This window comes from Micromonospora sp. WMMA1976 (genome assembly GCF_027497335.1).
In the GTDB taxonomy this organism is placed as follows: Bacteria; Actinomycetota; Actinomycetes; order Mycobacteriales; family Micromonosporaceae; genus Micromonospora; species Micromonospora aurantiaca.
This window is the reverse complement of sequence record NZ_CP114912.1, coordinates 1,197,378-1,218,905: the sequence shown is the minus strand read 5'-3', so window position 1 is coordinate 1,218,905 and position 21,528 is coordinate 1,197,378. Positions and strand designations below refer to the sequence as shown.

Annotated in this window: 19 protein-coding genes; 5 read left to right on the top strand and 14 right to left on the bottom strand. The window is 72.2% G+C overall.

Going from position 1 to position 21,528, the window contains the following annotated elements:
• Positions 1-119: 119 nt before the first annotated feature.
• Together O7546_RS05805 and O7546_RS05800 are read left to right on the top strand one after the other, a co-directional pair.
• Entirely contained in the window at positions 120-587 is a 468-nt protein-coding gene (locus O7546_RS05805; RefSeq protein ID WP_269696307.1) for a nitroreductase family deazaflavin-dependent oxidoreductase, read from the top strand.
• A gap of 100 nt (positions 588-687) precedes the next feature.
• The gene (locus O7546_RS05800) at positions 688-1,416 is read left to right on the top strand and encodes a nucleotidyltransferase domain-containing protein (protein WP_194799780.1); all 729 of its coding nucleotides are present in this window, start codon (positions 688-690) and stop codon (positions 1,414-1,416) included.
• 22 nt (positions 1,417-1,438) lie between these two features.
• Here O7546_RS05800 and O7546_RS05795 read toward each other — a convergent pair whose 3' ends face one another.
• Together O7546_RS05795 and map are read right to left on the bottom strand one after the other, a co-directional pair.
• Positions 1,439-2,155 (bottom strand): VIT1/CCC1 transporter family protein, encoded by a 717-nt coding sequence (locus O7546_RS05795; RefSeq protein WP_269696306.1) that lies wholly within the window; start codon positions 2,153-2,155, stop codon positions 1,439-1,441.
• Complete coding sequence (map, locus tag O7546_RS05790; RefSeq protein ID WP_073830294.1) at positions 2,152-3,009, bottom strand: type I methionyl aminopeptidase; 858 nt, start codon at positions 3,007-3,009, stop codon at positions 2,152-2,154. Before map ends, O7546_RS05795 begins: the two co-directional genes overlap by 4 nt.
• Positions 3,010-3,073: 64 nt before the next feature.
• On the opposite strand from map, the gene O7546_RS05785 reads away from it, so the two are divergent.
• Positions 3,074-3,418: an STAS domain-containing protein gene (locus tag O7546_RS05785; RefSeq protein WP_194799778.1), complete on the top strand. Its 345-nt coding sequence runs from the start codon at positions 3,074-3,076 to the stop codon at positions 3,416-3,418.
• Positions 3,419-3,438: 20 nt separating this feature from the next.
• Here O7546_RS05785 and O7546_RS05780 read toward each other — a convergent pair whose 3' ends face one another.
• The 8 genes from O7546_RS05780 to O7546_RS05745 all read right to left on the bottom strand — a co-directional run bounded on the left by O7546_RS05780 (position 3,439) and on the right by O7546_RS05745 (position 14,828).
• Positions 3,439-4,572: an FUSC family protein gene (locus O7546_RS05780; protein WP_269696305.1), complete on the bottom strand. Its 1,134-nt coding sequence runs from the start codon at positions 4,570-4,572 to the stop codon at positions 3,439-3,441.
• 168 nt (positions 4,573-4,740) lie between these two features.
• A complete protein-coding gene (locus tag O7546_RS05775; protein WP_194799776.1) occupies positions 4,741-8,409 on the bottom strand; it encodes a SpoIIE family protein phosphatase in 3,669 nt (1,222 codons plus the stop codon).
• 205 nt (positions 8,410-8,614) lie between these two features.
• Entirely contained in the window at positions 8,615-9,328 is a 714-nt protein-coding gene (locus tag O7546_RS05770) for a gamma-glutamyl-gamma-aminobutyrate hydrolase family protein (RefSeq protein ID WP_194799775.1), read from the bottom strand.
• Positions 9,325-10,092, bottom strand: coding sequence for a 3-oxoacyl-ACP reductase (locus O7546_RS05765; RefSeq protein WP_269696304.1), 768 nt, complete (start codon positions 10,090-10,092; stop codon positions 9,325-9,327). Before O7546_RS05765 ends, O7546_RS05770 begins: the two co-directional genes overlap by 4 nt.
• Positions 10,093-10,097: 5 nt before the next feature.
• Positions 10,098-11,453: an aldehyde dehydrogenase family protein gene (locus O7546_RS05760; RefSeq protein ID WP_194799774.1), complete on the bottom strand. Its 1,356-nt coding sequence runs from the start codon at positions 11,451-11,453 to the stop codon at positions 10,098-10,100.
• Between the two features lie 120 nt (positions 11,454-11,573).
• Entirely contained in the window at positions 11,574-12,938 is a 1,365-nt protein-coding gene (locus O7546_RS05755) for a glutamine synthetase family protein (protein WP_281600576.1), read from the bottom strand.
• A gap of 46 nt (positions 12,939-12,984) precedes the next feature.
• Positions 12,985-13,680, bottom strand: a complete 696-nt coding sequence (locus tag O7546_RS05750) for a response regulator transcription factor (RefSeq protein WP_194799772.1) — start codon at positions 13,678-13,680, stop codon at positions 12,985-12,987.
• Positions 13,668-14,828: a histidine kinase gene (locus O7546_RS05745; protein ID WP_269696302.1), complete on the bottom strand. Its 1,161-nt coding sequence runs from the start codon at positions 14,826-14,828 to the stop codon at positions 13,668-13,670. Before O7546_RS05745 ends, O7546_RS05750 begins: the two co-directional genes overlap by 13 nt.
• A 179-nt stretch (positions 14,829-15,007) precedes the next feature.
• Here O7546_RS05745 and O7546_RS05740 point away from each other — a divergent pair, with 179 nt between their 5' ends.
• Positions 15,008-16,198, top strand: coding sequence for a serine hydrolase domain-containing protein (locus O7546_RS05740; protein WP_194799770.1), 1,191 nt, complete (start codon positions 15,008-15,010; stop codon positions 16,196-16,198).
• A gap of 245 nt (positions 16,199-16,443) precedes the next feature.
• Here O7546_RS05740 and O7546_RS05735 read toward each other — a convergent pair whose 3' ends face one another.
• On the bottom strand, positions 16,444-17,403 hold the full coding sequence (locus O7546_RS05735; RefSeq protein WP_269696301.1) for a winged helix-turn-helix domain-containing protein: 960 nt from the start codon (positions 17,401-17,403) through the stop codon (positions 16,444-16,446).
• 58 nt (positions 17,404-17,461) lie between these two features.
• Between O7546_RS05735 and O7546_RS05730 the strand changes: the two genes are divergently transcribed.
• Positions 17,462-18,742, top strand: a complete 1,281-nt coding sequence (locus tag O7546_RS05730) for an MFS transporter (protein WP_194799768.1) — start codon at positions 17,462-17,464, stop codon at positions 18,740-18,742.
• Between the two features lie 33 nt (positions 18,743-18,775).
• On the opposite strand, the gene O7546_RS05725 is transcribed toward O7546_RS05730, so the two are convergent.
• From O7546_RS05725 to O7546_RS05715, 3 genes are all read right to left on the bottom strand, one after another.
• Complete coding sequence (locus O7546_RS05725) at positions 18,776-19,153, bottom strand: nuclear transport factor 2 family protein (RefSeq protein WP_194799767.1); 378 nt, start codon at positions 19,151-19,153, stop codon at positions 18,776-18,778.
• A 29-nt stretch (positions 19,154-19,182) separates the two neighbouring features.
• Entirely contained in the window at positions 19,183-20,757 is a 1,575-nt protein-coding gene (locus O7546_RS05720) for an amino acid permease (RefSeq protein ID WP_194799766.1), read from the bottom strand.
• Between the two features lie 262 nt (positions 20,758-21,019).
• Positions 21,020-21,520 carry a DUF456 domain-containing protein gene (locus O7546_RS05715; RefSeq protein WP_194799765.1) on the bottom strand — a complete coding sequence of 167 codons (501 nt, stop codon included), beginning with the start codon at positions 21,518-21,520 and terminating at the stop codon, positions 21,020-21,022.
• Positions 21,521-21,528 lie beyond the last annotated feature (8 nt).

The following is a 21,528-nucleotide window of genomic DNA, read 5'->3' as shown; positions in this document are numbered from 1 at the left end:
CGGAGTGGCGGCATCGCGGCGGGGTGGATGCCACCACTTCGGGGAGATGGAGTCGACCTTGGGGCGGACTGACCGTCCGAGGGGGTGACGGGGCGCGGTGTGGGCGGCACACTTGTCGGATGTCAGCCCTGGGAACCCTCACCCGCCGTCTCGGTCACCAGCGTTGGTTCGGCGCCACCATGCGCCTGCTCGTCCCGGCCGACCGGCTGGTCGGCCGGATGACGAAGGGCCGCGTGGTCGCCTTCGGGCTCGTGCCCACGCTGGTGCTCACCTCCACCGGCCGCCGCTCCGGCAAGCCCCGCAGCAACCCCCTGGTGTACGTCCCCGACGGCGACGCCTACGTGGTGATCGGCTCGAACTGGGGGCAGCAGCACCAGCCGTCCTGGACGTTCAACCTGATGGCGAACCCGGCCGCCGAGGTGGACGTCAAGGGACGCCGGATCCCGGTCACCGCCCAGCAGGTCACCGGCGAGGAACGGGAACGGCTGTTCCAGCGGCTGGTGCAGGAGTGGCCCGCGTACCGCACGTACGTCGAGCGGGCCGGTGGCCGCGAGATCCGCGTGTTCCGCCTGGCCCCGAACGCCTGAGCGCCCCGCCGCAGACGCGCACAATCCGACATCCGTGCCACCGGGGCTGCCGGTCCCGATCTGGCTAGGGTTGCCGCAGGCGATCTGTCGGAGGTGGACCGTGGCGCTCGACGTGGACGCCGAGCGGCGTCTGGACGATCCACGGTGGCAGGTGGCCGAGCGGGTCGGTGACGCCGTCCTGCGGCGGTTCCCGGCCGACGTGCTGGCGGTCGCCGTACACGGTCCGCTCGCGCACGGCGAAGACGACGGCGGCGGGGACCGCGAGGTCGGCCTGCTGGTCGTCACCTACCGGCCCGGCGCCGGACCGCCGCCCGCCACCCGGCGGGTGGACGGCGTACTCGTCGACCTCACGGTGGCCGGGGCGGACGACTACCTGCGCCGGGCGACGACGATCACGTCCCGCTGGCCGCTGGCCGCGGACCGGTACGTCACCACCCGCGCCCTGCACGATCCGACCGGCTGGCTGCGGAAGCTGCGCGACGAGCACCTGGCGCGCCTGGCACGCGCCCGGCCGGCGGAGTTCACGAGCGCGGCGCGGCAGGCGTGGTACCGGGGCAGCGCGGCGCACGCCCGCGCGTTGCGGCTGGCCGAGTGGTACGAGACGGACCAGGCGCTGCTCATGCTCGGCGAGGCACGGCTGGCTGCCGCAACCGTGCAGGGGCTGTTCAGCCGCACCTACTTCCGCGACCCGGGGGACGCGGTGCGGCGTACCGGGCTGGCCGGTGCGGACATGACCGAGGTGGGCGCGGCGCTGACCCGCCAGGCCGAGGAACTGGCCGCCCGGGGCCGGCCGGTCGACGGCACCATCGACGACCTGCTGTCCGGCTGACGGCCGGCTGGACGGCCGACCGTCAGCCGATGCCGCCGCCGACGCCGATCAGCGCGCCGATCAGGTAGGTCGCGCCGGCCGCCAGCGCGCCGAGCAGCAACTGCCGCAGACCGCTGCGCCACCAGGCGCGGTTGGTGAACCGGGCCACGACCGCGCCGGCGACGAAGAGGCCGACGCCGCCGACGGCGAGCGCCAGCCAGAGGCTGGTGAAGCCGAGCAGGTACGGCAGCAGCGGCACCAGCGCGCCGATCGAGAAACAGATGAACGACGAGATCGCGGCGGCCCACGGGCTCGGCTGGTCGTCGGGGTCGACGCCCAGCTCCTCCCGTACGTGTACCCGCAGCGCCTCCTCCGGGTTGGCGCGTACCGCCTCGGCGACCTGCGTCGCCAGCTCGCGGGGCAGTCCACGGGCGACCCAGGCGTCTGCGAGTTCCCGGGCCTCGGCCTCCGGGTGGCGTTCCAGCTCGCGCCGCTCCTTGGCCACCTCGGCGGCGACCTGCTCGTTCGCGGACCGGACGCTCGTGTACTCGCCGAGACCCATCGAGATGGCGCCGGCCACCAGGCCGGCCGTGCCGGTGAGCACCACGCTGCGCGGCGACACCCCGCCGCCGCCCACACCGGCGATCAGCGCGATGTTGGTGACCAGTCCGTCCATCGCGCCGAAGACGGCCGGGCGCAGCCAGCCGCCGGAGACGTCCGCGTGGTGCGCCTCGCGCAGTGCCGCAGGGGTGTCGGTCACGGCAGCGTCAGGATCTCGTAGCCGTCGTCGGTGACGACGATGGTGTGCTCGAACTGGGCCGTCCACCGGCGGTCCTTGGTGACCACGGTCCAGCCGTCGTCCCACATGTCGTACTGGTAGGTGCCGAGCGTGATCATCGGCTCGACGGTGAACGTCATGCCGGGCTCCATCACGTCGGTGGGGCGCGGGCTGTCGTAGTGCGGCACGTAGAGGCCACTGTGGAACGCCTCGCCGATGCCGTGTCCGGTGAAGTCGCGGACCACGCCGTAGCCGAAGCGCTTCGCGTACGACTCGATCACCCGGCCGATGACGTTGATCTGCCGGCCCGGCGCGATGGCCTTGATGCCGCGCATCATCGCCGTGTGGGTCCGCTCGACCAGCAGGCGGGCCTCCTCGCTCACCTCGCCCACGCAGAACGTGGCGTCGGTGTCGCCGTGCACGCCGTTCAGGAAGGCGGTGACGTCGACGTTGATGATGTCGCCGTCCTGGAGCACCGTGGTGTCCGGGATGCCGTGGCAGATGACCTCGTTGAGGCTCGTGCAGCACGACTTGGGGAAGCCCCGGTAGCCGAGCGTCGACGGGTAGGCGCCGTGGTCGCAGAGGAACTCGTGCACCACCCTGTCGATCTCGTCGGTGGTCACCCCGGGCTTGCAGTGCTCACCGGCGAGCTGGGTGGCCTGGGCGGCGAGACGCCCCGCCACGCGCATCTTCTCGATGGTCTCCGGCGTCTGCACGTGCGATCCGCGCCACTCCTGGGGACGCTTCTTACCCACGTACTCCGGGCGCGGGATGTGGGCGGGGACCGCTCGCCACGGGGAGAGCGTGCCGGGGGTCAGCGGCGCACGGACGGTCATGGCCCAAGCCTATCGCCGGGGGTGGTGTGCCCCCCGCCACAGGCCCGCCGGGCAGGTTGTTGCCGTGCCGCAAACGCTGTGCCATTGTTGCTCCGTGGATCAAGGGGGCGCGGCGCCCGTGTTCTCCGTGACGGCGCAGGTCGACGGCGACCGACTGCGCGTCCAGGTGACCGGCGAGGTCGACATGGCGACCGCCGACACCATGTTCCAGACCGCGCTCCGCGAGCCCGCCAAGCAGCTCACGCTCGACCTGCGGGCGGTCACCTTCTTCGATTCGGCCGCCATCCACGCCGTGGTCCGGCTCGCCCAGCGGTTCCCGGCCGCGCTCACCGTGCTGCCGTCCCCGCAGGTCCGGCGCGTGCTGGACATCTCCGGCCTCGGCGACCAGGACTGGCTCGCCCGGCCCTGACCGACTCGGGCGCCCTCCGGCTAGGAGGCCTCTCCCATCCCGGGCGACAGGCCCGGCCCCGGTTCCGGCCGCCCGCGATCCGACGCGGGGTGCCGCTCTCCCGTCTCCCCCGCGGTGTCCGGGGCGAGATCACGACGCAGCGACTCGGCGTCGCGCTTGCGCACCCCGCTCGCCCGGATCGTGTTCACCGCGATGATGGTGAGTTCGTTCGCCACGTTGATGCCGCTGACGCGCAGGCCGCTGCGCAATGCCTCCTGAACCAGGCGGAGGGCCGACATCGCGGCCCGCTGGGAACGGGAGGGCCGGCCGGCGGACGGGGACCAGCCCGCACCGACGGTGCGCGCGGCCTCGGCCAGGCACCGCGCGGCCTCGGCGAGCGACGGCGGGACGGGCTCGTCGTCACGGATCGCGCGTTCGAGGTTGAGCGCGACGTCGCGGCTGTGCAGCAGGGAGCGGATCATGAGGATGGCGCCGTGCCGCCATCCCTGCAGCGCGCTCTGGTTGTGCCACCGTAACGGCGAGATGCGGACGACCTCGTCGGCGCCCGACATTGCGGCCTCCACCTCCGAGGTGTCGAGCCGGCGCAGCCTGTCGAGACCCTGACGGGCCAGCTCGGCGTCCCGGGCCAGGGCCGCGTCGGCGAGACGGTCCAGCTCGGCGGCCATCTGGTCGAGCAGGGGCCGGCCGGCCCGCCGGATCCGGTGGATCGGGTGCAGGGGCAGCACCACGACCGCGACCAGGATGCCGACCGCCCCACCGACGACGCCGTCGACGAAGCGGGGCAGCGCGATGTCGGTCCGGGCCGGGAACAGCACGGCGATCACCATCGCGCTGCCGCCGACCTGGGTGACGAACGCCCCCTCGTCGCTGAGCAGGACGGCGACGAGGATCGCGGCGGCGACGATGACGCCGATCTGGACGTATCCCTGCCCGATCCAGGAGACCAGCAGGTCGCCCAGCGCGATGCCCACCGCCACGCCGGCGATGAGCAGCAGCGTACGGCGGAAGCGCTGGCTCACCGAGCTGGCGATGGTGCCGACCGCGACGGCGGGCGCGAACAGCGGTTGCGGGTTGTGGATCAGATCCTTCGCGACCCACCACGCGACTGCGGCGGCCACTCCGCACTGCACCGCCACGAGCAGGCTCAACCGCACCCGCCGCAGCCGATCCCGCGCAGTGGCCCGGCCGGTGCGGCGAATCGCCGTCCACGCCGCACCTACCGGGTCGTCCCCGCTGCCGCGGGAAGGACGGAACGACTCACGCCCCATGAGGCGATCCTAGGGACTTCGCCGTATTTGATCCGCTTTACGCGACAACAGCCCTCAGTTCCGGTCGGTCAGCCGGCGGCGCAGCGTCAACTCGGTGCCCGCCTCCGTACGCGTCACGTCCATCTCCCCCAGCGCCTGGATCAGCGCCAGCCCGCGTCCCCGGAAGCTCGACCCGCTCGACTCCCGCCAGCGTCCGCTGTCCCGGATGGTCGCGGTGACCGTGCGGTCGGCGATAGTCACCTCGACCTCGATCGTCGGGTCCACCGGGTCGACCGGGTGCTCGATCGCGTTCGCCGCCGCCTCGGAGACCGCCACGGTCAGGTCGAACAGGTCGGTCTCGCCGACGTGGTGGGCGACGAGGAAGTCCTCCAGCCGCTTGCGGAGCACGCTGAGCCGGGTCGGGTCGGCGGGCAGGCGCAGCGCGAACCGGTTCAGCTCGGCCGCCTCCAGCGCGAGCACCGCCACGTCGTCGTGCCGGGACCGCTCGGCCACCCGGGCCATGACGGCGTCGACCAGGTCCGCCACGTGCCCGGCGCGCGCCGTCGCGTCGGCCCGCAACTGGCCCAGCCCGGCGTCGATGCCCGCGGACCGGTCCTCGATCAGGCCGTCGGTGTAGAGCAGGAGCCGGTTGCCCGGTGCGAGTTCGCCCTCGGCGGCCGGGTAGACGGCGCCGGGGATCGCCCCGATCGGCGGTCCGAGGGCCCGATCGTGCAGGAACGCCACGTCGTCTCCTCGGATCAGCAGGGGTGACGGATGACCCGCGCTGGCGTACCGGATCCGGCCCGTGCGCGGCGAGAAGCCGAGGCAGACCACAGTGGCGAAGGAGCCGCTGCCGGCGGAGTGGACCAGCCGGTTGAGCCGGGTCAGCGCCTCACCCGGGTCGTAGCCCTCCAGGACGTACGCCCGCAGCGCGTTGCGGAGCTGGCCCATCGCCGCGGCGGCCCGCACGCCCTTGCCGACCACGTCACCGATGACCAGCACCAGGTCGTCGTCGGCGGTGGCCATCACGTCGTACCAGTCGCCGCCGACCTCCACGTCCGCGCTGCCGGGCAGGTAGCGGCTGGCCACCACCGCGCCGGGCAACTGCGGCAGCGTACGCGGCAGCAGGCTGTGCTGGAGCGTGGTGGCGATGTGGTGCTCGGCCTCGTAGAGCTGGGCGTTCTCCAGCCGTACGCCGATCAGCCGGGCCAGTTGGGCCAGCGCCGCCTCCTCGGTGCCGCCGCCCTCGCGGCGCCACACCCGCAGCTCGCCGAGTTGCTCGCCGGCGGTGCCGGTGAGCGGCAGCACCACTGTCGGCTCGACGGGCAGGTCGCCGCCGGCGTCCTCCTCGTGGCGCGCCCCGGTGGCGGTGACCCGGACGCGTCCGGCCTCGGCCAGGCGCAGCGCGTGCCGGGCGGCCACCCGCACCACCTCGGCGGTGGACCGGGCAGTGTTGATCTCCACGGCGGCGTCGGCGAGGGCCCGCAGGCGGCGGATGATCTGCCCGCGCAACTGGCCCAGCTCGACGTTGGCCCGCACCCGGGCCACCAGCTCCTGGCTGGAGAACGGCTTGGTCAGGTAGTCGTCCGCGCCGGTGGACAGGCCGGCGACCTCCTCGGCGGCGCCGGCCCGCGCGGAGAGCAGCACGATCGGCACGTGCCGGGTCGCCGGTTCGGCGCGCAGCGCGGCGACCAGCCCGAAGCCGTCCAGCCGGGGCATCATCACGTCGGTCAGCACCAGGTCGAACGGGGTCTCCACGGCCAGCCGCAGCGCCTCCACGCCGTCCGGCACGGCCACCACCTCGTACGCCGGGGAGAGCAGCCGGACGACGTGCTCGCGCAGGTCGGGGTTGTCGTCGGCGAACAGGATTCGGCCGGACCCGCCGGGTGAGCCGGACGGCTCCGGCAGCCCGGTGGGGCGGGCCACCTCGTCGGTCCACAGCGCCGTCTCGGCGACGTACAGGCGGGCCTGCTCCGGTTCGCTCAGCGGCACCGGCGACAGGGCGGCCACCCGGTCGGCGGGCAGGTGCGCGTACCCGAAGGGCATGGTCACGGTGAAGGTGGTGCCCCGGTCGACGACGCTGTGCGCGGTGACAGTGCCGCCGTGCATCTCGACCAGCTCGCGGACCAGGGCGAGCCCGATCCCGGTGCCCTCGTGGGTACGGGAGCGGGCACCGGCCACCCGGTGGAACCGCTCGAAGACCTGCGGCAGTTCCTCCGGGGCGATGCCGACGCCGGTGTCTGTCACCTCCAGGACGGCGGCGCCGTCGGTGGCACGGACCCGGACCCGGATCTCGCCGTCGAAGGTGAACTTGACCGCGTTCGACACCAGGTTGAGGACGATCTTCTCCCACATGTCCCGGTCGACGTAGACCGGCGCGGGCAGCGGCGGGCAGTCCACCACCAGGCGTAGCCCGGCCCGCTCGGTGGCCGAGCGGAACGTGCTGGCCAGCCTGGAGGTGTAGTCGGACAGGTCGGTGGGCTGGTAGCGGGCGGCCAACCGGCCGGACTCCAGCCGGGAGAAGTCGAGCACCGTGTTGACCAGCTTGAGCAGACGCAGCCCGTTGCGGTGCATGACGGTGAGCAGGTCGAGGTACCGCTCGGGCAGCTCCCGGTCGGCGAGCATCTCCTCCATCGGCCCGAGGACCAGCGTCAGCGGAGTCCGGAACTCGTGGCTGACGTTGGCGAAGAAGCTGGTCTTGGCGCGGTCCAGCGCGGCCAGCTCGGCGGCGCGGGCGCGTTCCTGCTCGTACGCCCGCTGCTTGCCCACGGCCCGGGACACCTGCGCGGCGACCAGGTCGACGAAGTCCCGGTAGTCGTCGGTGAACGGCAGCCGCCGGGACACCCCGAGCAGCAGCACACCGGCCGGTTCGTTCGTCGCGGTCAGCGGCAGCAGGAGCGCCTGGCCGGCGGCGTCCGGCGGCATCGCGCCCGGCAGGTCGGCGGTGGCGATCCAGCGCGGCTCGGTGAACGGCTCGCCCTCGGGCAGGCCGGGCGGCGGATCGGCGACGGTGGCCGGATCCACGCCGGAGCAGCCGCCCGGCACGAGCGTGCCGCGCTCGTCGGGGAACCACAGCGCACTGAACGGCACGTCGGCGCGGTGGGCGTCGAGCACACGGGTGACGGCCCGGCCCAGTTCGAGCATGCTCGGCACGTCGCCCAGCTCGTTGCCCAGCTCGGCCAGGGCGCGCAGCCGGCGCTCGCCGAGCACCCGCCCGGTGGTCTCGTTGACGAAGCAGAAGATCCCGCTGACGCTGCCGTCGACGTCGCGGATCGGGTCGTACGAGACGTCGAAGTAGACGTCCTCCAGGAAGCCGTGCCGGTTCAGCACGAAGGGGTGGTTCTCACCCCGGTAGGGCACGCCCGTGCGGCGCACCCCGTCCAGCAGCGGGCCGAGCACGTCCCAGGTCTCGGCCCAGTGCCGGTGCGCGGCCTGCCCGATCACGGCGGGGTGCTTGTCGCCGATGGTGGGCCGGTAGGCGTCGTTGTAGAAGGCGAGATGCTCCTCGCCCCAGAACACCACCATCTGGGCGCGGGACGACAGCATGGTGCTCATCGCGTGGCTGAGCGCGGCGGGCCAGCGGTCCGGGCTGCCGAGCGGGGTGGCGCGCCAGTCGAAGGCGCGCAGCCGCTCGCCCATCTCGCCGCCGGCCGCGAACGCCGCGGCGAGCAGCGGCGACAGTGACGCCTCGCCGGCCGCCGGGGACGAACGACTGTCGCCCCCGCCCCCCTGGGCCGAGCTCATGCAGCCTCCCGCTCCGGCCATGATCACGACGGTCGGCGCTGTCACGCCGACCGTCCCCGCCTACTACCCCGACGGTCGAGCAACGTAACGCACCCGCACCGTTCGACGCTGCTTACCTCCGTGTCATCCTGGCGTAACCGACGCTCCGGGGCGACTCGGGCGACCTCGCAGGGTCGGCGGGACCGCCGATTCGGCTGTCCGCCACCTACGAAACGCGGGTGTGTGATCTGGCCGACATCGCGGCCCGGACCAGCGCGGCCACCGGCCGCGGATCGGCCTCGTTCTCCGGATGCCACTGCACCCCGAGCACGAAGCGCCGCGCCGGATCCTCCACCGCCTCGACCACCCCGTCGTCGGCCCAGCCGGTCACCGCCAGGCCGCCGGGGTCGGCCACCGCCTGATGGTGGTACGAGTTGACCCGGTCCACCCCGGTCATCACCTCGGCGGCCCGGCTGCCGGTGGCGAAGCGCACCGGATGCGACCCGTACACGCCCGGCGCGGGCCGGTGCCCGTCGTGCCCGACCACGTCCGGCAGGTGCTGGTGCAGCAGACCGCCGTACGCCACCGCGAGCAGCTGCATCCCCCGGCACACGCCCAGCACCGGCAGGTCGGCGGCGAGCGCGGCGGTCAACAGCGTCGTCTCCCCCGCGTCGCGCTCCGGCCGGCTCTCGGTGCGCGGGTCCGGCGGCTCGCCGTACCGCTCCGGGCCGACGTCCGCGCCGCCGGCCAGCAGCAGCCCGTCCAGCAGCCCCAGCACGTCCGCGTCGGCGTCGTCCGGGGGCAGCACCACGGCCCGGCCGCCCGCCGCGGTGACCGCCCGGACGTACGCGTGCGGCACGAGCGTCGCCGGCACGTCCCGCCACACCGCCCAGCCGGCCGGCTCGACGTATGCGGTGATGCCGATGACAGGTCGCGTCATAGCGGAGTGACGTACGCGCCGGTGATGCCGCCGTCGACGACGAACTGCGCGGCGGTCATGAACGAGGCGTCGTCGCTGGCGAGGAACGCCACCGCGGCGGCGATCTCGGTCGGGTCGCCGAACCGGCCCATCGGCACGTGCACCAGCCGCCGGGCAGCCCGCTCCGGGTCCTTGGCGAACAACTCCAGCAGCAGCGGCGTCGCCACCGGCCCGGGACACAGCGCGTTGACCCGGATGCCCTCGCGGGCGAACTGCACGCCCAGCTCCCGGGTCATCGCCAGCACCCCGCCCTTGCTCGCCGTGTACGCGATCTGCGAGGTGGCCGCGCCCATCAGCGCCACGAACGACGCGGTGTTGATGATCGAGCCCTTGCCCTGCCGCCGCATGTGCGGGATGACGTACTTGCAGCACAGGTAGACGCTCGTGGTGTTGACCCGCAGCACCCGCTCCCAGGCGTCCAGGCCGGTCTCCAGGATCGAGTCGTCGTCCGGCGGCGAGATGCCCGCGTTGTGGAACGACACGTCCACCCGGCCGTGCCGCTGCACCACCCCGTCGAACAGGTCATGCACGGCCGTCTCGTCGGCCACGTCGGCGGCGACGAACTCGCCGCCCACCTCCTGGGCGGCCCGGGTACCGGCGTCGGCGTCGATGTCCACGCACACCACCCGGGCGCCCTCGGCGGCGAAACGCCGTACGGTGGCCAGCCCGATGCCGCTGCCCGCGCCGGTCACGACCGCCACCCGGTCGGAAAGCCGTCCCTGCACTGTGATCACTCCTCGGTGCCGATGAACACGTTCTTGACGTCGGTGAAGGCGTGCAGCGCGTCCGGACCCAGCTCCCGGCCCAGGCCGGAACGCTTCATCCCGCCGAACGGGGTCCAGTAGCGCACCGAGGAGTGCGAGTTGACGCTGAGGTTGCCCGATTCGACGGCGCGGGCCACCCGCACCGCCCGCCCGACGTCCCGGGTCCAGATCGAGCCGGAGAGCCCGTACTCGGTGTCGTTGGCGAGCCGGATCGCGTCCGCCTCGTCGTCGAACGGCAGCACCGAGACGACCGGGCCGAACACCTCCTCCCGCCAGTGCCGATCGGCCGGGGAGCCGGCGAGCAGCACCGTCGGGGCGTACCAGAAGCCGGGACCGTCGGGGCACGAGCCGGTGAATGCGACGTCCGCCCCGTCGACGTACCCGGCGACCCGGTCCCGGTGCGCGGCGGAGATCAGCGGGCCCATCTCGGCCGTGTCCCGGGCCGGGTCCTCCACCCGCACCGCCCGTACGGCCGGTTCGAGCAGTTCCAGGAACCTGTCGTACACCCGGCGCTGGACCAGGATCCGGGAGCGGGCGCAGCAGTCCTGGCCCGCGTTGTCGAAGACGGCGTACGGCGCTGTCGCCGCCGCCTTCTCCAGGTCCGCGTCGGCGAAGACGATGTTCGCCGACTTGCCACCCAGCTCCAGCGTCACCCGCTTCACCTGGGCCGCGCAGCCGGCCATGATCCGGGTGCCGACCTCGGTCGAGCCGGTGAAGCAGATCTTGCGGACCGCCGGGTGGGTGACGAACCGCTCGCCGACCACACTGCCCCGACCGGGCAGCACGGTGAACACGCCGTCGGGCAGGCCGGCGTCGCGGGCCAGTTCGGCCAGGCGCAGCGCGGTGAGCGGGGTCAGCTCGGCCGGTTTCAGCACCACCGTGTTGCCGGCGGCCAGTGCCGGGGCGAACCCCCAGCCGGCGATCGGCATGGGGAAGTTCCACGGCACGATCACGCCGACCACGCCCAGCGGCTCGTGGAAGGTCACGTCGAGCCCGCCGGGCACCGGGATCTGGTGCCCGGTCAGCCGTTCCGGCGCGCCCGCGTAGTAGTCGAGCACGTCGCGGACGTTGCCCGCCTCCCAGCGCGCGTTGCCGATGGTGTGCCCGGCGTTGCGCACCTCCAGGAGCGCCAGCTCATCCAGATGCGCGTCGACCCGGGCGGCGAACCGCCGCAGCAGCCGCCCCCGATCCCCCGGCGCCACCCGACGCCACGTCTCGAACGCCGCGGAAGCCCGCGCGACCGCCGCATCCACGTCCTCGACGGAGCACCCCGGAACGACCCCGATCCCCGCCCCGTCGACAGGCGAAATCACCTCACCCACGCGCGCCCCTCCCCTTCTCCCCGCCGATCTTGCAGTTGCTGCCCCGGCAAAAGCCGCACAACACCCCGGCCGGGGGCCGCAAGTGCAAGATCGACGTGGACAGCGGGGCGCGACGGCGGGTCAGAGGCGTTCGAAGCCACGAGTCAGCTCCCAGTCCGTCACCGCAGCGTCGAAGGCGGTCAGCTCGACCTTCGCCTGGTTGGCGTAGTGGGCGGCCACCTCGTCGCCGAACGCCTCCCGGGCCACCTCGGAGCGCTGCCACAGGTCCAGCGCGTCACGCAACGTGGTGGGCACCCGCTCGGCGTCCGGGTCGTCGTACGCGTTCCCGGTGCACTCGTCGCCCAGTTCCAGCTCGTTCTCGATCCCGTGCACCGCGCCGGCCACCAGCGCGGCGATCGCCAGGTACGGGTTGACGTCGGCCCCCGGCACCCGGTTCTCCACCCGCATCCCCTGCCCGTGCCCGACCAGCCGCAACGCACAGGTGCGGTTGTCGGTGCCCCAGCGCAACGCGGTCGGCGCGAACGAGCCGGGCTGGTAGCGCTTGTAGGAGTTGATGTTCGGCGCGAAGAACAGGCTGAACTCGCGCATGGTGGCGAGCAACCCGGCCAGCACCCGCTGCCCGGTGACGCTCAGGTGCGCCGGCCCGTCCCCCAGCATCGCCGACGAGCCGGAGGCGTCGCGCAGCGAGAAGTGGATGTGGCAGGAGTTGCCCTCCCGCTCGTTCGGCTTGGCCATGAACGTGATCGCCATGCCCTCCTGGGCGGCGATCTCCTTCGCGCCGTTCTTGTAGATGACGTGGTGGTCGGCGCAGCGCACCGCCTCGTCGTACCGGAAGGCGATCTCGTGCTGGCCGAGGTTGCACTCGCCCTTCGCGCTCTCCGGGGTGAGCCCGGCGCCGGCCATCTCGGTGCGGATGCGGCGCAGCAGCGGCTCGACCCGGGCGGTGCCGAGCAGCGAGTAGTCCACGTTGTACTGGTTGGCCGGGGTCAGGTCGCGGTAGCCGCGCCGCCACGCCTCCTCGTACGAGTCGCGGTAGAGCACGAACTCCAGCTCGGTGCCGGCGTACGCGGTCAGCCCGTGCGCGGCCAGCCGGTCGAGCTGGCGGCGCAGGATCTGCCGGGGCGAGGCGACCACCGGGCCGGAGCCGTCCAGCCACTCCAGGTCGGCCAGCAGCAGCGCGGAGCCGGGCTGCCAGGGCATCCGGCGCAGCGTATCCAGGTCGGGGCGCATGGCGAAGTCGCCGTAGCCGCGTTCCCAGCTCGACATCGCGTACCCGTCGACGGTGTTCATGTCGACGTCCACGGCGAGCAGGTAGTTGCAGCCCTCGCTGCCGTGCGAGACCACCTGTTCGAGGAAGTAGGGCGCGTGGAACCGCTTGCCCTGCAAGCGCCCCTGCATGTCGGTGAGCGCGAGCACCACCGTGTCGATCTCACCCTCGGCGACGGCGACCCGCAGCTGCTCCAGCGAGAACGGAGTTTTCCTCATCGACGCGCCTCCATCACCAAGGTCTACTGGCAGAACCGGATCACCGTCAATGCCCCCTGCGGCCACCGTCGCAAACGCGATCGGTCGAGGGCGGAGGCCCGCCCGCCCCGTTGAGGTAGGTGAGAACGGCCAGGACGCGGCGGTGGCCGCTGTCGGTCACGGCGAGGCCCAGCTTGGTGAAGATGTTGCCGATGTGCTTGTGTACGCCGTTGTCGGTGATGACGAGCCGGTCGGCGATGGCGGTGTTGTCGTGTCCCTGGGCCATCAGCGCGAGCACCTCGCGTTCGCGGGGCGTGAGGACGGAGATGGGGTCCCGGCGGCGGGCCAGGAGTTGGGCGACGACCTCGGTGTCCATGGCGGTGCCACCGGCGGCCACCCGGCGCAGCGCGTCGACGAACTCGTCCACCCGGCTGACCCGATCCTTGAGGAGGTAGCCGACACCGCCGCCGGTGGTGGCGAGGAGTTCTGCGGCGTACTGCTGCTCGACGTACTGCGACAGCACCAGGACCGGCAGGTCGGGATGCTGTCGACGGGCCTTCAGTGCGGCCCGGATGCCCTCGTCGCGGAACGACGGCGGCAACCGGACATCGACAATGACAATGTCCGGCCGGTGGTCCCGCACGGCGGTGAGGAAGCCCGCCGCGTCGCCCGCGATGGCGACGGTGTCGAATCCGACGCTGTTGAGCAGCAGTTTCAGCCCGGTGGCCAGCAGCACGTTGTCTTCGGCGATCACAACCTGCACGGCAGCTCCAAGGTGATCGTCGTCGGCCCGCCGGCCGGGCTGTCGACGTCGACGGCCCCGTCGAGCGCGAGCACGCGGCGACGGATTCCAGCCAGGCCGGTGCCGACCCGATCGTCGGCGCCGCCGACGCCGTTGTCGGTGATCGCCACCGACAACCGGTCGGCCCTGCGGGTCACCGTGATGCCGGCCGCTGTCGCCCGGCTGTGCTTGGTGACGTTGGTGAGCGCCTCGGCGACGGCGAAGTAGACGACGGCCTCCACCGCCGCCGGCACGGTGTCGAGGTCGCCGACGTCCAGCCGGGTCGGCACGCCGCAGCGGGCCGTCACCGCGGTCAACGCCCCGGTCAGGCCGCGGTCGGCGAGGATCGGCGGGTAGACGGTGCGGATCACCTCACGGAGTTCGGTCATCGCCTCCTCGGTTCCTTCGTGGGCGTCCCGGAGAAGATCCTCCAGGAGCTGCTCGTTCCGGGGGTTGTCGTACAGCGCCCGTCGGGCCACGGCCAACCGCATGGCGATGGCCACCAGCCGGGCCTGGGTGCCGTCGTGCAGGTCGCGCTCGATCCGGCGCAGCTCCGCGCCGTGCGCGTCGAGCACGTCCGCCCGGGTACGGGTCAGCACGGCGACCCGGTCGGCGAGCTGTTCGGTCGTGGAGTGCGACAGCACCGCCAGACAGATCCGGGCGTGCGCGCGGGCGATCGGCGGCAGGGCCAGGTACGCCAGCGCCGCGAGCAGGAGCATCTGCAGGGGGCCGAGGGTGAGAGCCGACGTCCAGCCGGTAACCGGGATGTCGATGAACAGCCGGGGCCGTTCTTCCGGCGCGAACGCCCACCACAGCGGTGTGGCGACCGCGGCGGGCACGAGGTTGCCTACGCACAACAGCGTGAGCAGACCGAACACCGTCCCGGTGAGGGCGTTCACCGGCAGCCAGAGCAGGTCGCGGAGCGTGGCCGGATCGGCCCAGGCCCGGCGGCCCGGCACGGGCAGGGCGGGACGTGCCGCCAAGGGCGTCCCGAGCAGGCGGCCGGCTCGGCTCCGGTGCCAGTTCGCCCACCGCCGGGCGAGCCTCGGATGGCACAGCAGCGGCAGCGCACACAACGTCGCGATTCCGGTGGCCAGTGCCGCCAGCAGGAACACGCCAGCACGCCACACCTGCACCCATCGTCGTCCTGACGTCACAGCATGCCTTTCCGCGTACCGGCGGGGCGGTGTCCCGGCCCGGCGCCAAGTCTGCCCGGCGACTGCCGCCCGGGGCACTACAGGCAGCTGTACCTGAAATGCGGTGGTACGAGGTATCGGCCCGCGCCGAAGCCGCTCCTAGCGTCGACGGCATGAGATCGAACAGCAGAATTCCCTCGCTACGACGAGTCGCGTCGGGTGCGGCGGCCGGACTTGTCGCCCTCGGAGTCGCGGTCACCGGGCTCGGCCCCGCGGAAGGATCGGCGACCCGTCCGGGTCACCCGGACAGGCGGCTGCAACGGGACACCGACGCGATCCACGCCCTCGGGGTGACCGGCGTCCAAGCCCGGGTGACCACCGCCGACGGCCGGCACCTCGTCGCCACCAGCGGCGTCGCCGACCGGGCCACCGGACGCCCGGTGCCACCGACCGGGCGCTTCCGGATCGCGAGTACCCGCAAGGCGTTCGAAGCCGCCGTCCTCCTACAACTGGTCGAGGAGCACCGGCTGTCCCTCGACGACACAGTCGAGCGGTGGCTACCGGGCGTGGTCCGCGGCAACGGCAACGACGGCCACCGGATCACCGTGCGTCACCTCCTGCAGAACACCAGCGGCATCCACGACGACCTGCCCGGCTACACCACACCCGAGGAATACCTCCAGCAGCGGTACGACGTCTACACACGCGAGCAACTCGTGGCGCGGGCGATGAACCACCGGCCGGACTTCGAACCCGGAGCGAGCTGGAACTACTCCAACACCGGCTTCGTCCTGGCTGGCATGATCATCGAGCGGGTCACCGGCCGGTCGCTGCGACAGGAGGCCACCGACCGGATCGTCAGTCCGCTCGGCCTGCACGACACCACCTGGCCCGGCACCTCGCCGTCCCTGCCCCGCCCGCACGCCCGGGCATACCAACTGTTCGAGACCGGTGAGCTGGTGGACGTCACCGAGCAGGTTCTGGTCGACCCGGACTCCATCGTCTCCAGCACCCGAGACCTCGACCGGTTCTTCCGGGCCCTGCTGGGCGGCCGGCTGTTGCGCCCCGCACAACTGGCCGAGATGAGACGCACGGTCGAGATCAACGAGGACATCGGCGCGATCTGGCCGGGCGGCCGCTACGGGCTCGGCCTGGTCAGCCGCCCGCTGCCCTGCGGGGGCGTCTACTGGGGCCACGACGGCGGCGACGGCGGCTACATCACCGTCACCGGCGTCAGCGACGACGGCCGGCGCAGCGCCGTCGTGTCCATGTCCGCCTCGCTCGGCGACTCGCTGGACCACATGCTCGGGCAGCAACGCGGCGCCGACACGCTGATCCAGAACGCGCTGTGCGGCCGGTTGTGACCGGACCAAGCCGCGTGCCGTGAACGAGAGCCCGACCGGCGAGCACGCGGGTCGGGCCCATTTCTGCGGTAGGCGGGGCCCAGCTCAGCCGCCGCAGGGCGGCCCGCTGTGGGTGGCGACGAGCAACCTCGACGGTCGCGGCACGACGGCGGCCGACGACCGCGTCCTCCGTTTACCGCTCACCCACCGTCGCCCCACGAGCTGACCCGGGGGTACGCGGACAGCGCGGCCCGGGATCAGTCACGTCAGAACGATGAGGCACCGGCCACGAGCGCCCGGGCCGCGTCGGTCCACCAGTAGAAGACCTCGCGGCCCGACCGGCGCTTCTGAAGCAGGCCGGCCTCCGTCAGCACGCGCAGGTGACCCCCGACAGTGCCCAGTGGCAGTTCGGTCGCGGCGACCAATGCGGTGGTGCTGATCGGTTCGGCCGCCTGCACCAGGATCCGGCTCCGTGCGTCACCGAGCAGACGCCGCAGAGGATCCGGCGTGCCGAGAGGCGCCCCGGCGAAGATCCCCGTCACCGGATAGACGATCCCGAACCGGTCGGGCAACCTCCAGGAGACCCAGCCTCCCCGGCAGTGGGCCGCGAAGAAGGTCAGCTCCCCGCCCCGTACGTCGAACGGCGGGTAGGGCCGTTCCTCGACCTGCAACCGGCCGTCGCCGAGCCAGCACATGCCCGGCCGCATGTCGTCGATGACCCCGGCCCATCCGTCCCTGCCCAGGCGGGAGATCCGGGACACCACGTCGGCGCGCAGTACCGATTGCCGGCGCGGCCAGTCCGCCTCGATCGTGTGGTGCCAGACCCAGCGCAGCAGAGCAGCAGCCCGGCCCGCCAACCCTGGACCGCGCAACTCGGGGGGCAGCGGGGAGCGTACGCGGGCCAGATCCGCTCGGATCCGCTCGTCCGGCAGCGATTCCAGCGCCACGATCTCGTCGTCGAGCGTCATGTTCGGACGGGCGGGAGGCACCGTCATGAAGTCGGCCATCCAGGAGGGCGACATGGCGTGCGCCACGATGGCCGCGGTCACGGGGTCGCCGTCGAGGAAACCTCGGAATGCGTCGGCGTGCTGGTCCCGCCAGGCCCGGTGCCACGGAAGCGGCTGACCTCGGCGCAGGATGTTGAGCGCCCCCAACGTCTCGGTGAGTTGTGACGTGCCGAAACGTGCCTGCGCCATCACTTCTGCGTCGACCAGGAACACCGCCACGTTTCGCCTCCAGTCGAAACTCTAGGGTCGCACCGCGCGATACCTCAAGCTGCCGGCCATGCAGAGCGTCATTCAGTCGACCGAACCGCGGACCGTGGGCGGGCGGAACTTCAGGGCGTTGTGGGCCGGTGTCGGGATCACCAACCTGGCCGACGGCGTCGTCAAGCTGACCCTGCCCCTGGTGGCCGTGTCGATGACGGACTCCCCCGCACTGGTCGCCGGCACCACTCTGGCCAACACCCTGCCCTGGCTGTTGTTCTCGCTGCCCGCCGGCGTCCTCGCCGACCGGGTCGACCGCCGACGCCTGATCATGGCCTCGACCGTCGTGCGCGCCCTGATCCTGGCCGTGCTCGTCGCCGGCTTCCTCGCGGACGCGCTGCCGCTGGCCGGCCTGTACGCGGGAGCACTGGCACTCGGCATCGCCGAGGTGTTCACCGACACCACCCGGATGTCGGTGGTGCCGATGGTCGTCCCCCGGAACCGCATGGAGTCCGCGTATGCCAAGTTGACCGCGACCGAGACCGTCGCCAACGAGTTCATCGGGCCTCCTCTGGGCGGGCTGCTGGCTGCCGCCGGGCTGGCCGTCGCGCTCGGCGCCGGAGGCGTCGGCTACGCCGGCGCGCTGCTCGCCTTGGCGCTCATGACCGGTCCCTATCGCAGCAACCGCCACCCCGGCTCGACGCCGAGCGCGTCCGGCCTTCGTGCCGACATCCGGGAGGGCGTCCGGTACGTGTGGCGGGAGCGGGTGTTGCGGACGCTGCTGCTGGTAGCCGGCGCGGCGAGTGGCTGCTGGGCGGCGTGGATGTCGGTCATCGTCGTCTATGCGGTCGCGCCCGGACCGCTGGACCTCAGCCGCTCGGAGTACGGACTGCTGATCGGCGCCCTGGGAGTGGGCGGCGTGCTGGGCGCCGGTGTCGCGCCGGCGCTCACCCGCCGGCTGGGAAGGCCGGTCGTCCTCACCGCGTCGATGGCCTGTTTCGCCGTGCTGCTGGCGGCACCGGCGATCTCCTCGTCACCCCCGCTGATCGCCGTGACCACCCTCCTGGGCGGCGCCGGCAGCGGCGCCTGGAACGTCACCTACAGCTCACTGCGCGCGCTCGTCGTCCCCGATGCGATGATGGGGCGCTACAGCGGGGTGAGTCGCCTGACCAGCTGGGGATCGATGCCGCTCGGGGCTCTGCTCGCCGGCTTCACCGCGGAACTGATCGGCGTCAGAGCGGTCTTCTGGGGCGGGGCAGCGCTGTGTGCCCTGGTGATCGCGGTGACGTTGCGTACGGTCAGCTCGCCGGAGTTCCGGCGGTTGGAAGCCCGCGCGAACGCCTCCACGGATCGCGACTGACTCGCCGCGATCCGAGGTGCCGACGCTGACGCGTCACATCGGCCGGACCCAGGCGGACCGCCACTGCGGGGACGGGTCCGCACCGAGGCTCGTCCAGTACTCCCGACCGTCGACGATCCGCCCGTCGCGCACGGTCCAGAACGACGCGACCCGGTGCACGCCCATCCCCTCGTGCGGCACCTCCACTTCGGACACGACCGTCTCGCCCGCCGCCACCACCCGCAGTACCCGGATCGACCAGCCCTCCGGGTACTCGGCGTTGATCTTCACGTAGTTGTCGCGGCCCACGATCCGCTCGGCGCTGGCCGGCCACTCCACCACCACGTCGTCGGCCAGCAGCTCGCCGACGCCGGCCCAGTCCCGGGCCTGCATGCGCTCCCACAACGCGCGTACCACCGCTTCCGAGTCCATTACCGGATGATGGCAGGACCCACCGACAGCTACGACGGCTCGGCGGGCTCGGGTTCGGGTTCGGCCTGGTCGACGGTGCGGCGCGGGCCGGTGAACCACTTGCGGGCCGAGGCGTACCACCAGATGGCGACGCCGAGCAGTACGCCACCGATGGCGATGGGCGCGTAGTTCACCGCCGTCCAGCTGAAGTCGGGGTTGCCTGGTACACCCGCCGGGACGATCGGCAGCACGAAGTAGACCGAGATGACCGCGATCTCGACCACCGCGATCCAGCCGAGCAGCTTGTAGCGGCGGCCGAGCGTCCACGGGCCCGGGGTGAACCGGTCGCCCATCCGCAGCCGCAGGAAGATCGGGATGATGAAGGACAGGTACAGCCCGATCACCGCGACAGACACCACCGCGTAGAACGCGACCGGGATGCCGCCACGCTGGTAGAGCGCGGGCAGCGTGAGCACCAGCCCGGCCAGCGTCGCGCCGATGATGGCGTTGACGGGCGTGCCGTTGCGGTTCACCTTCGACCAGAGTCTCCAGCCGGGCACCGCGCGGTCCCGGCTGAACGCGTACGCCATCCGCGACATCGACGTCACGCAGCTCATGCCGCAGAAGAACTGCCCGATGGTGGAGATGATGATGACGGCCTTGAAGAAGAACGGCGTCAGCGCGCTCTCGAAGATCGCCCCGGAGAAGCCGCCCGCCTCGTTTATGGCGTCCACGTCGGTGGCCGCGAACAGGAACGCCAGCAGCAGGATCCAGCCACCCACCGCCGAGTAGAAGATCGACCGCCACAGCCCCTGCGCGGCGGCCTTGGACGCGCCCCGGGTCTCCTCGGAGACGTGCGCGCAGGCGTCGAAGCCGGTGATCGTGTACTGCGTGAGCAGGAAACCCAGTGGCAGCACGTAGAACCAGAACGCCAGCCCGCCGGTGTCGCCGTCCCCGAAGCCGGAGTTGTTGAACCGCTCGGTGAACACGAACTGGAAGCTCTGGTGGTTGTCCGGGACCAGGACCAGGATCAGCACCACGGCGGCCGCGCCGGCCACGTGCCACCAGACCGAGACGTTCTGGAGTACGTCGATGATCCGGTGCCCGTAGATGTTGATCAGCCCGTGCAGCGCGAGGATCACCACGAACAGCCCGAACGTCTGGTGCCCGGTGCCGGCCCAGCCGTCGAACAACGCCGACAGCGTCAAGTTGAGGAACGTGGCGCAGCCGTAGTCGACCGACGCGGTCACCGCGACCAGCCCGATCAGGTTGAGCCAGCCGGTGAACCAGCCGTGCACCGGCCGGCCCATCGTCGCCGCCCACCAGTAGATCCCGCCCGCTGTCGGGTACGCGGACACCAGTTCGGCCAGGCAGAAGCCGATGATCAGGATGAACAGCGAGATCAGCGGCCAGCCCCAGGAGATCGCCACCGGGCCGCCGTTGTTCCACGCCTGACCGAACGTGGTGAAGCAGCCGGCCAGGATCGAGATGATGGAGAACGAGATCGCGAAGTTGGAGAAGCCGCTCCACTTGCGGCGCAGCTCCTGTTTGTAGCCGAGTTCGGCGAGTCGTCGGGCGTCGTCGTCCATCGGCTGCTCGGCGGTCGGCGCGGGCGTCGTGGCCACTGCACACCTCCTCGAGGCGATGCTCGTGCGAGTGCTCGCAGTGTGCTCCCGGCCGATCAAGGTGGTCAATACGTACCCCGGTAATTGCGTTGTCGCCCGATCCCACCCGGGGCATCATTGTGGGCGTGACCAGGCCCGACCCGACGGGCCGGCACCGGGCGCTCGGCAACGCCCGGTCCGCGGCGGCGCGCGGCGTCCACCTCTCTCTCACTGATGTACGGCGAACTGCCGTACCCTCCGGACGCCCCGCGCCGCCGCACCTCTAGACGAACAGCAGCCCCGCGACCCACAGCGCGGCGATCATCAGGCCGGCGGTGAACTCCAGGACCATCGACAGCCCGGCCGCCTTGAGTGCCTGCACCGTGGCCGGCCAGGCGAGGCGGGTATCGCCCAGCCGCAGCCGTTCCGCGCCGAAGATCCCGCCGACGAAGCCGATCGGCAGCCCGATCACCGGGATCACGAAGAACCCGACCACGCCGAGCAGTCCGCCGGCCAGCAGCGACGTGGTGGGCACGCCGGTCCGCTTCAGGTTGCGCCCCGGCCAGAGGTACTTGAGCACGGTGCCGCCGGCGGCGATCGCGGTGGCGGCGGCGAGCACCGCCCAGCGGCCCGGCCCGGCGTCGCCGAACAGCGTCCACACCAGCACCCCGCCCCAGCACAGCGGCAGAGCCGGCAGCCCCGGCACGATCACTCCGGCCAGGCCGGCGACGATCGCCAGCGCGGCGACCACCGACACCACGGCCTGCGAATCGGTAAGGCTCACAGTTCTCT

Bases quoted from the DNA above. Each gene is read 5' to 3' on its own strand.
- map (WP_073830294.1), bottom strand. From the start codon at position 3,009: ATGACCGTCCGTGCGCCGCTGACCCCCGGCACGCTCTCCCCGTGGCGA.
- O7546_RS05805 (WP_269696307.1), top strand. From the start codon at position 120: ATGTCAGCCCTGGGAACCCTCACCCGCCGTCTCGGTCACCAGCGTTGG.
- O7546_RS05725 (WP_194799767.1), bottom strand. From the start codon at position 19,153: ATGGACTCGGAAGCGGTGGTACGCGCGTTGTGGGAGCGCATGCAGGCC.
- O7546_RS05730 (WP_194799768.1), top strand. From the start codon at position 17,462: ATGCAGAGCGTCATTCAGTCGACCGAACCGCGGACCGTGGGCGGGCGG.
- O7546_RS05755 (WP_281600576.1), bottom strand. From the start codon at position 12,938: ATGAGGAAAACTCCGTTCTCGCTGGAGCAGCTGCGGGTCGCCGTCGCC.
- O7546_RS05740 (WP_194799770.1), top strand. From the start codon at position 15,008: ATGAGATCGAACAGCAGAATTCCCTCGCTACGACGAGTCGCGTCGGGT.
- O7546_RS05770 (WP_194799775.1), bottom strand. From the start codon at position 9,328: ATGACGCGACCTGTCATCGGCATCACCGCATACGTCGAGCCGGCCGGC.
- O7546_RS05775 (WP_194799776.1), bottom strand. From the start codon at position 8,409: ATGAGCTCGGCCCAGGGGGGCGGGGGCGACAGTCGTTCGTCCCCGGCG.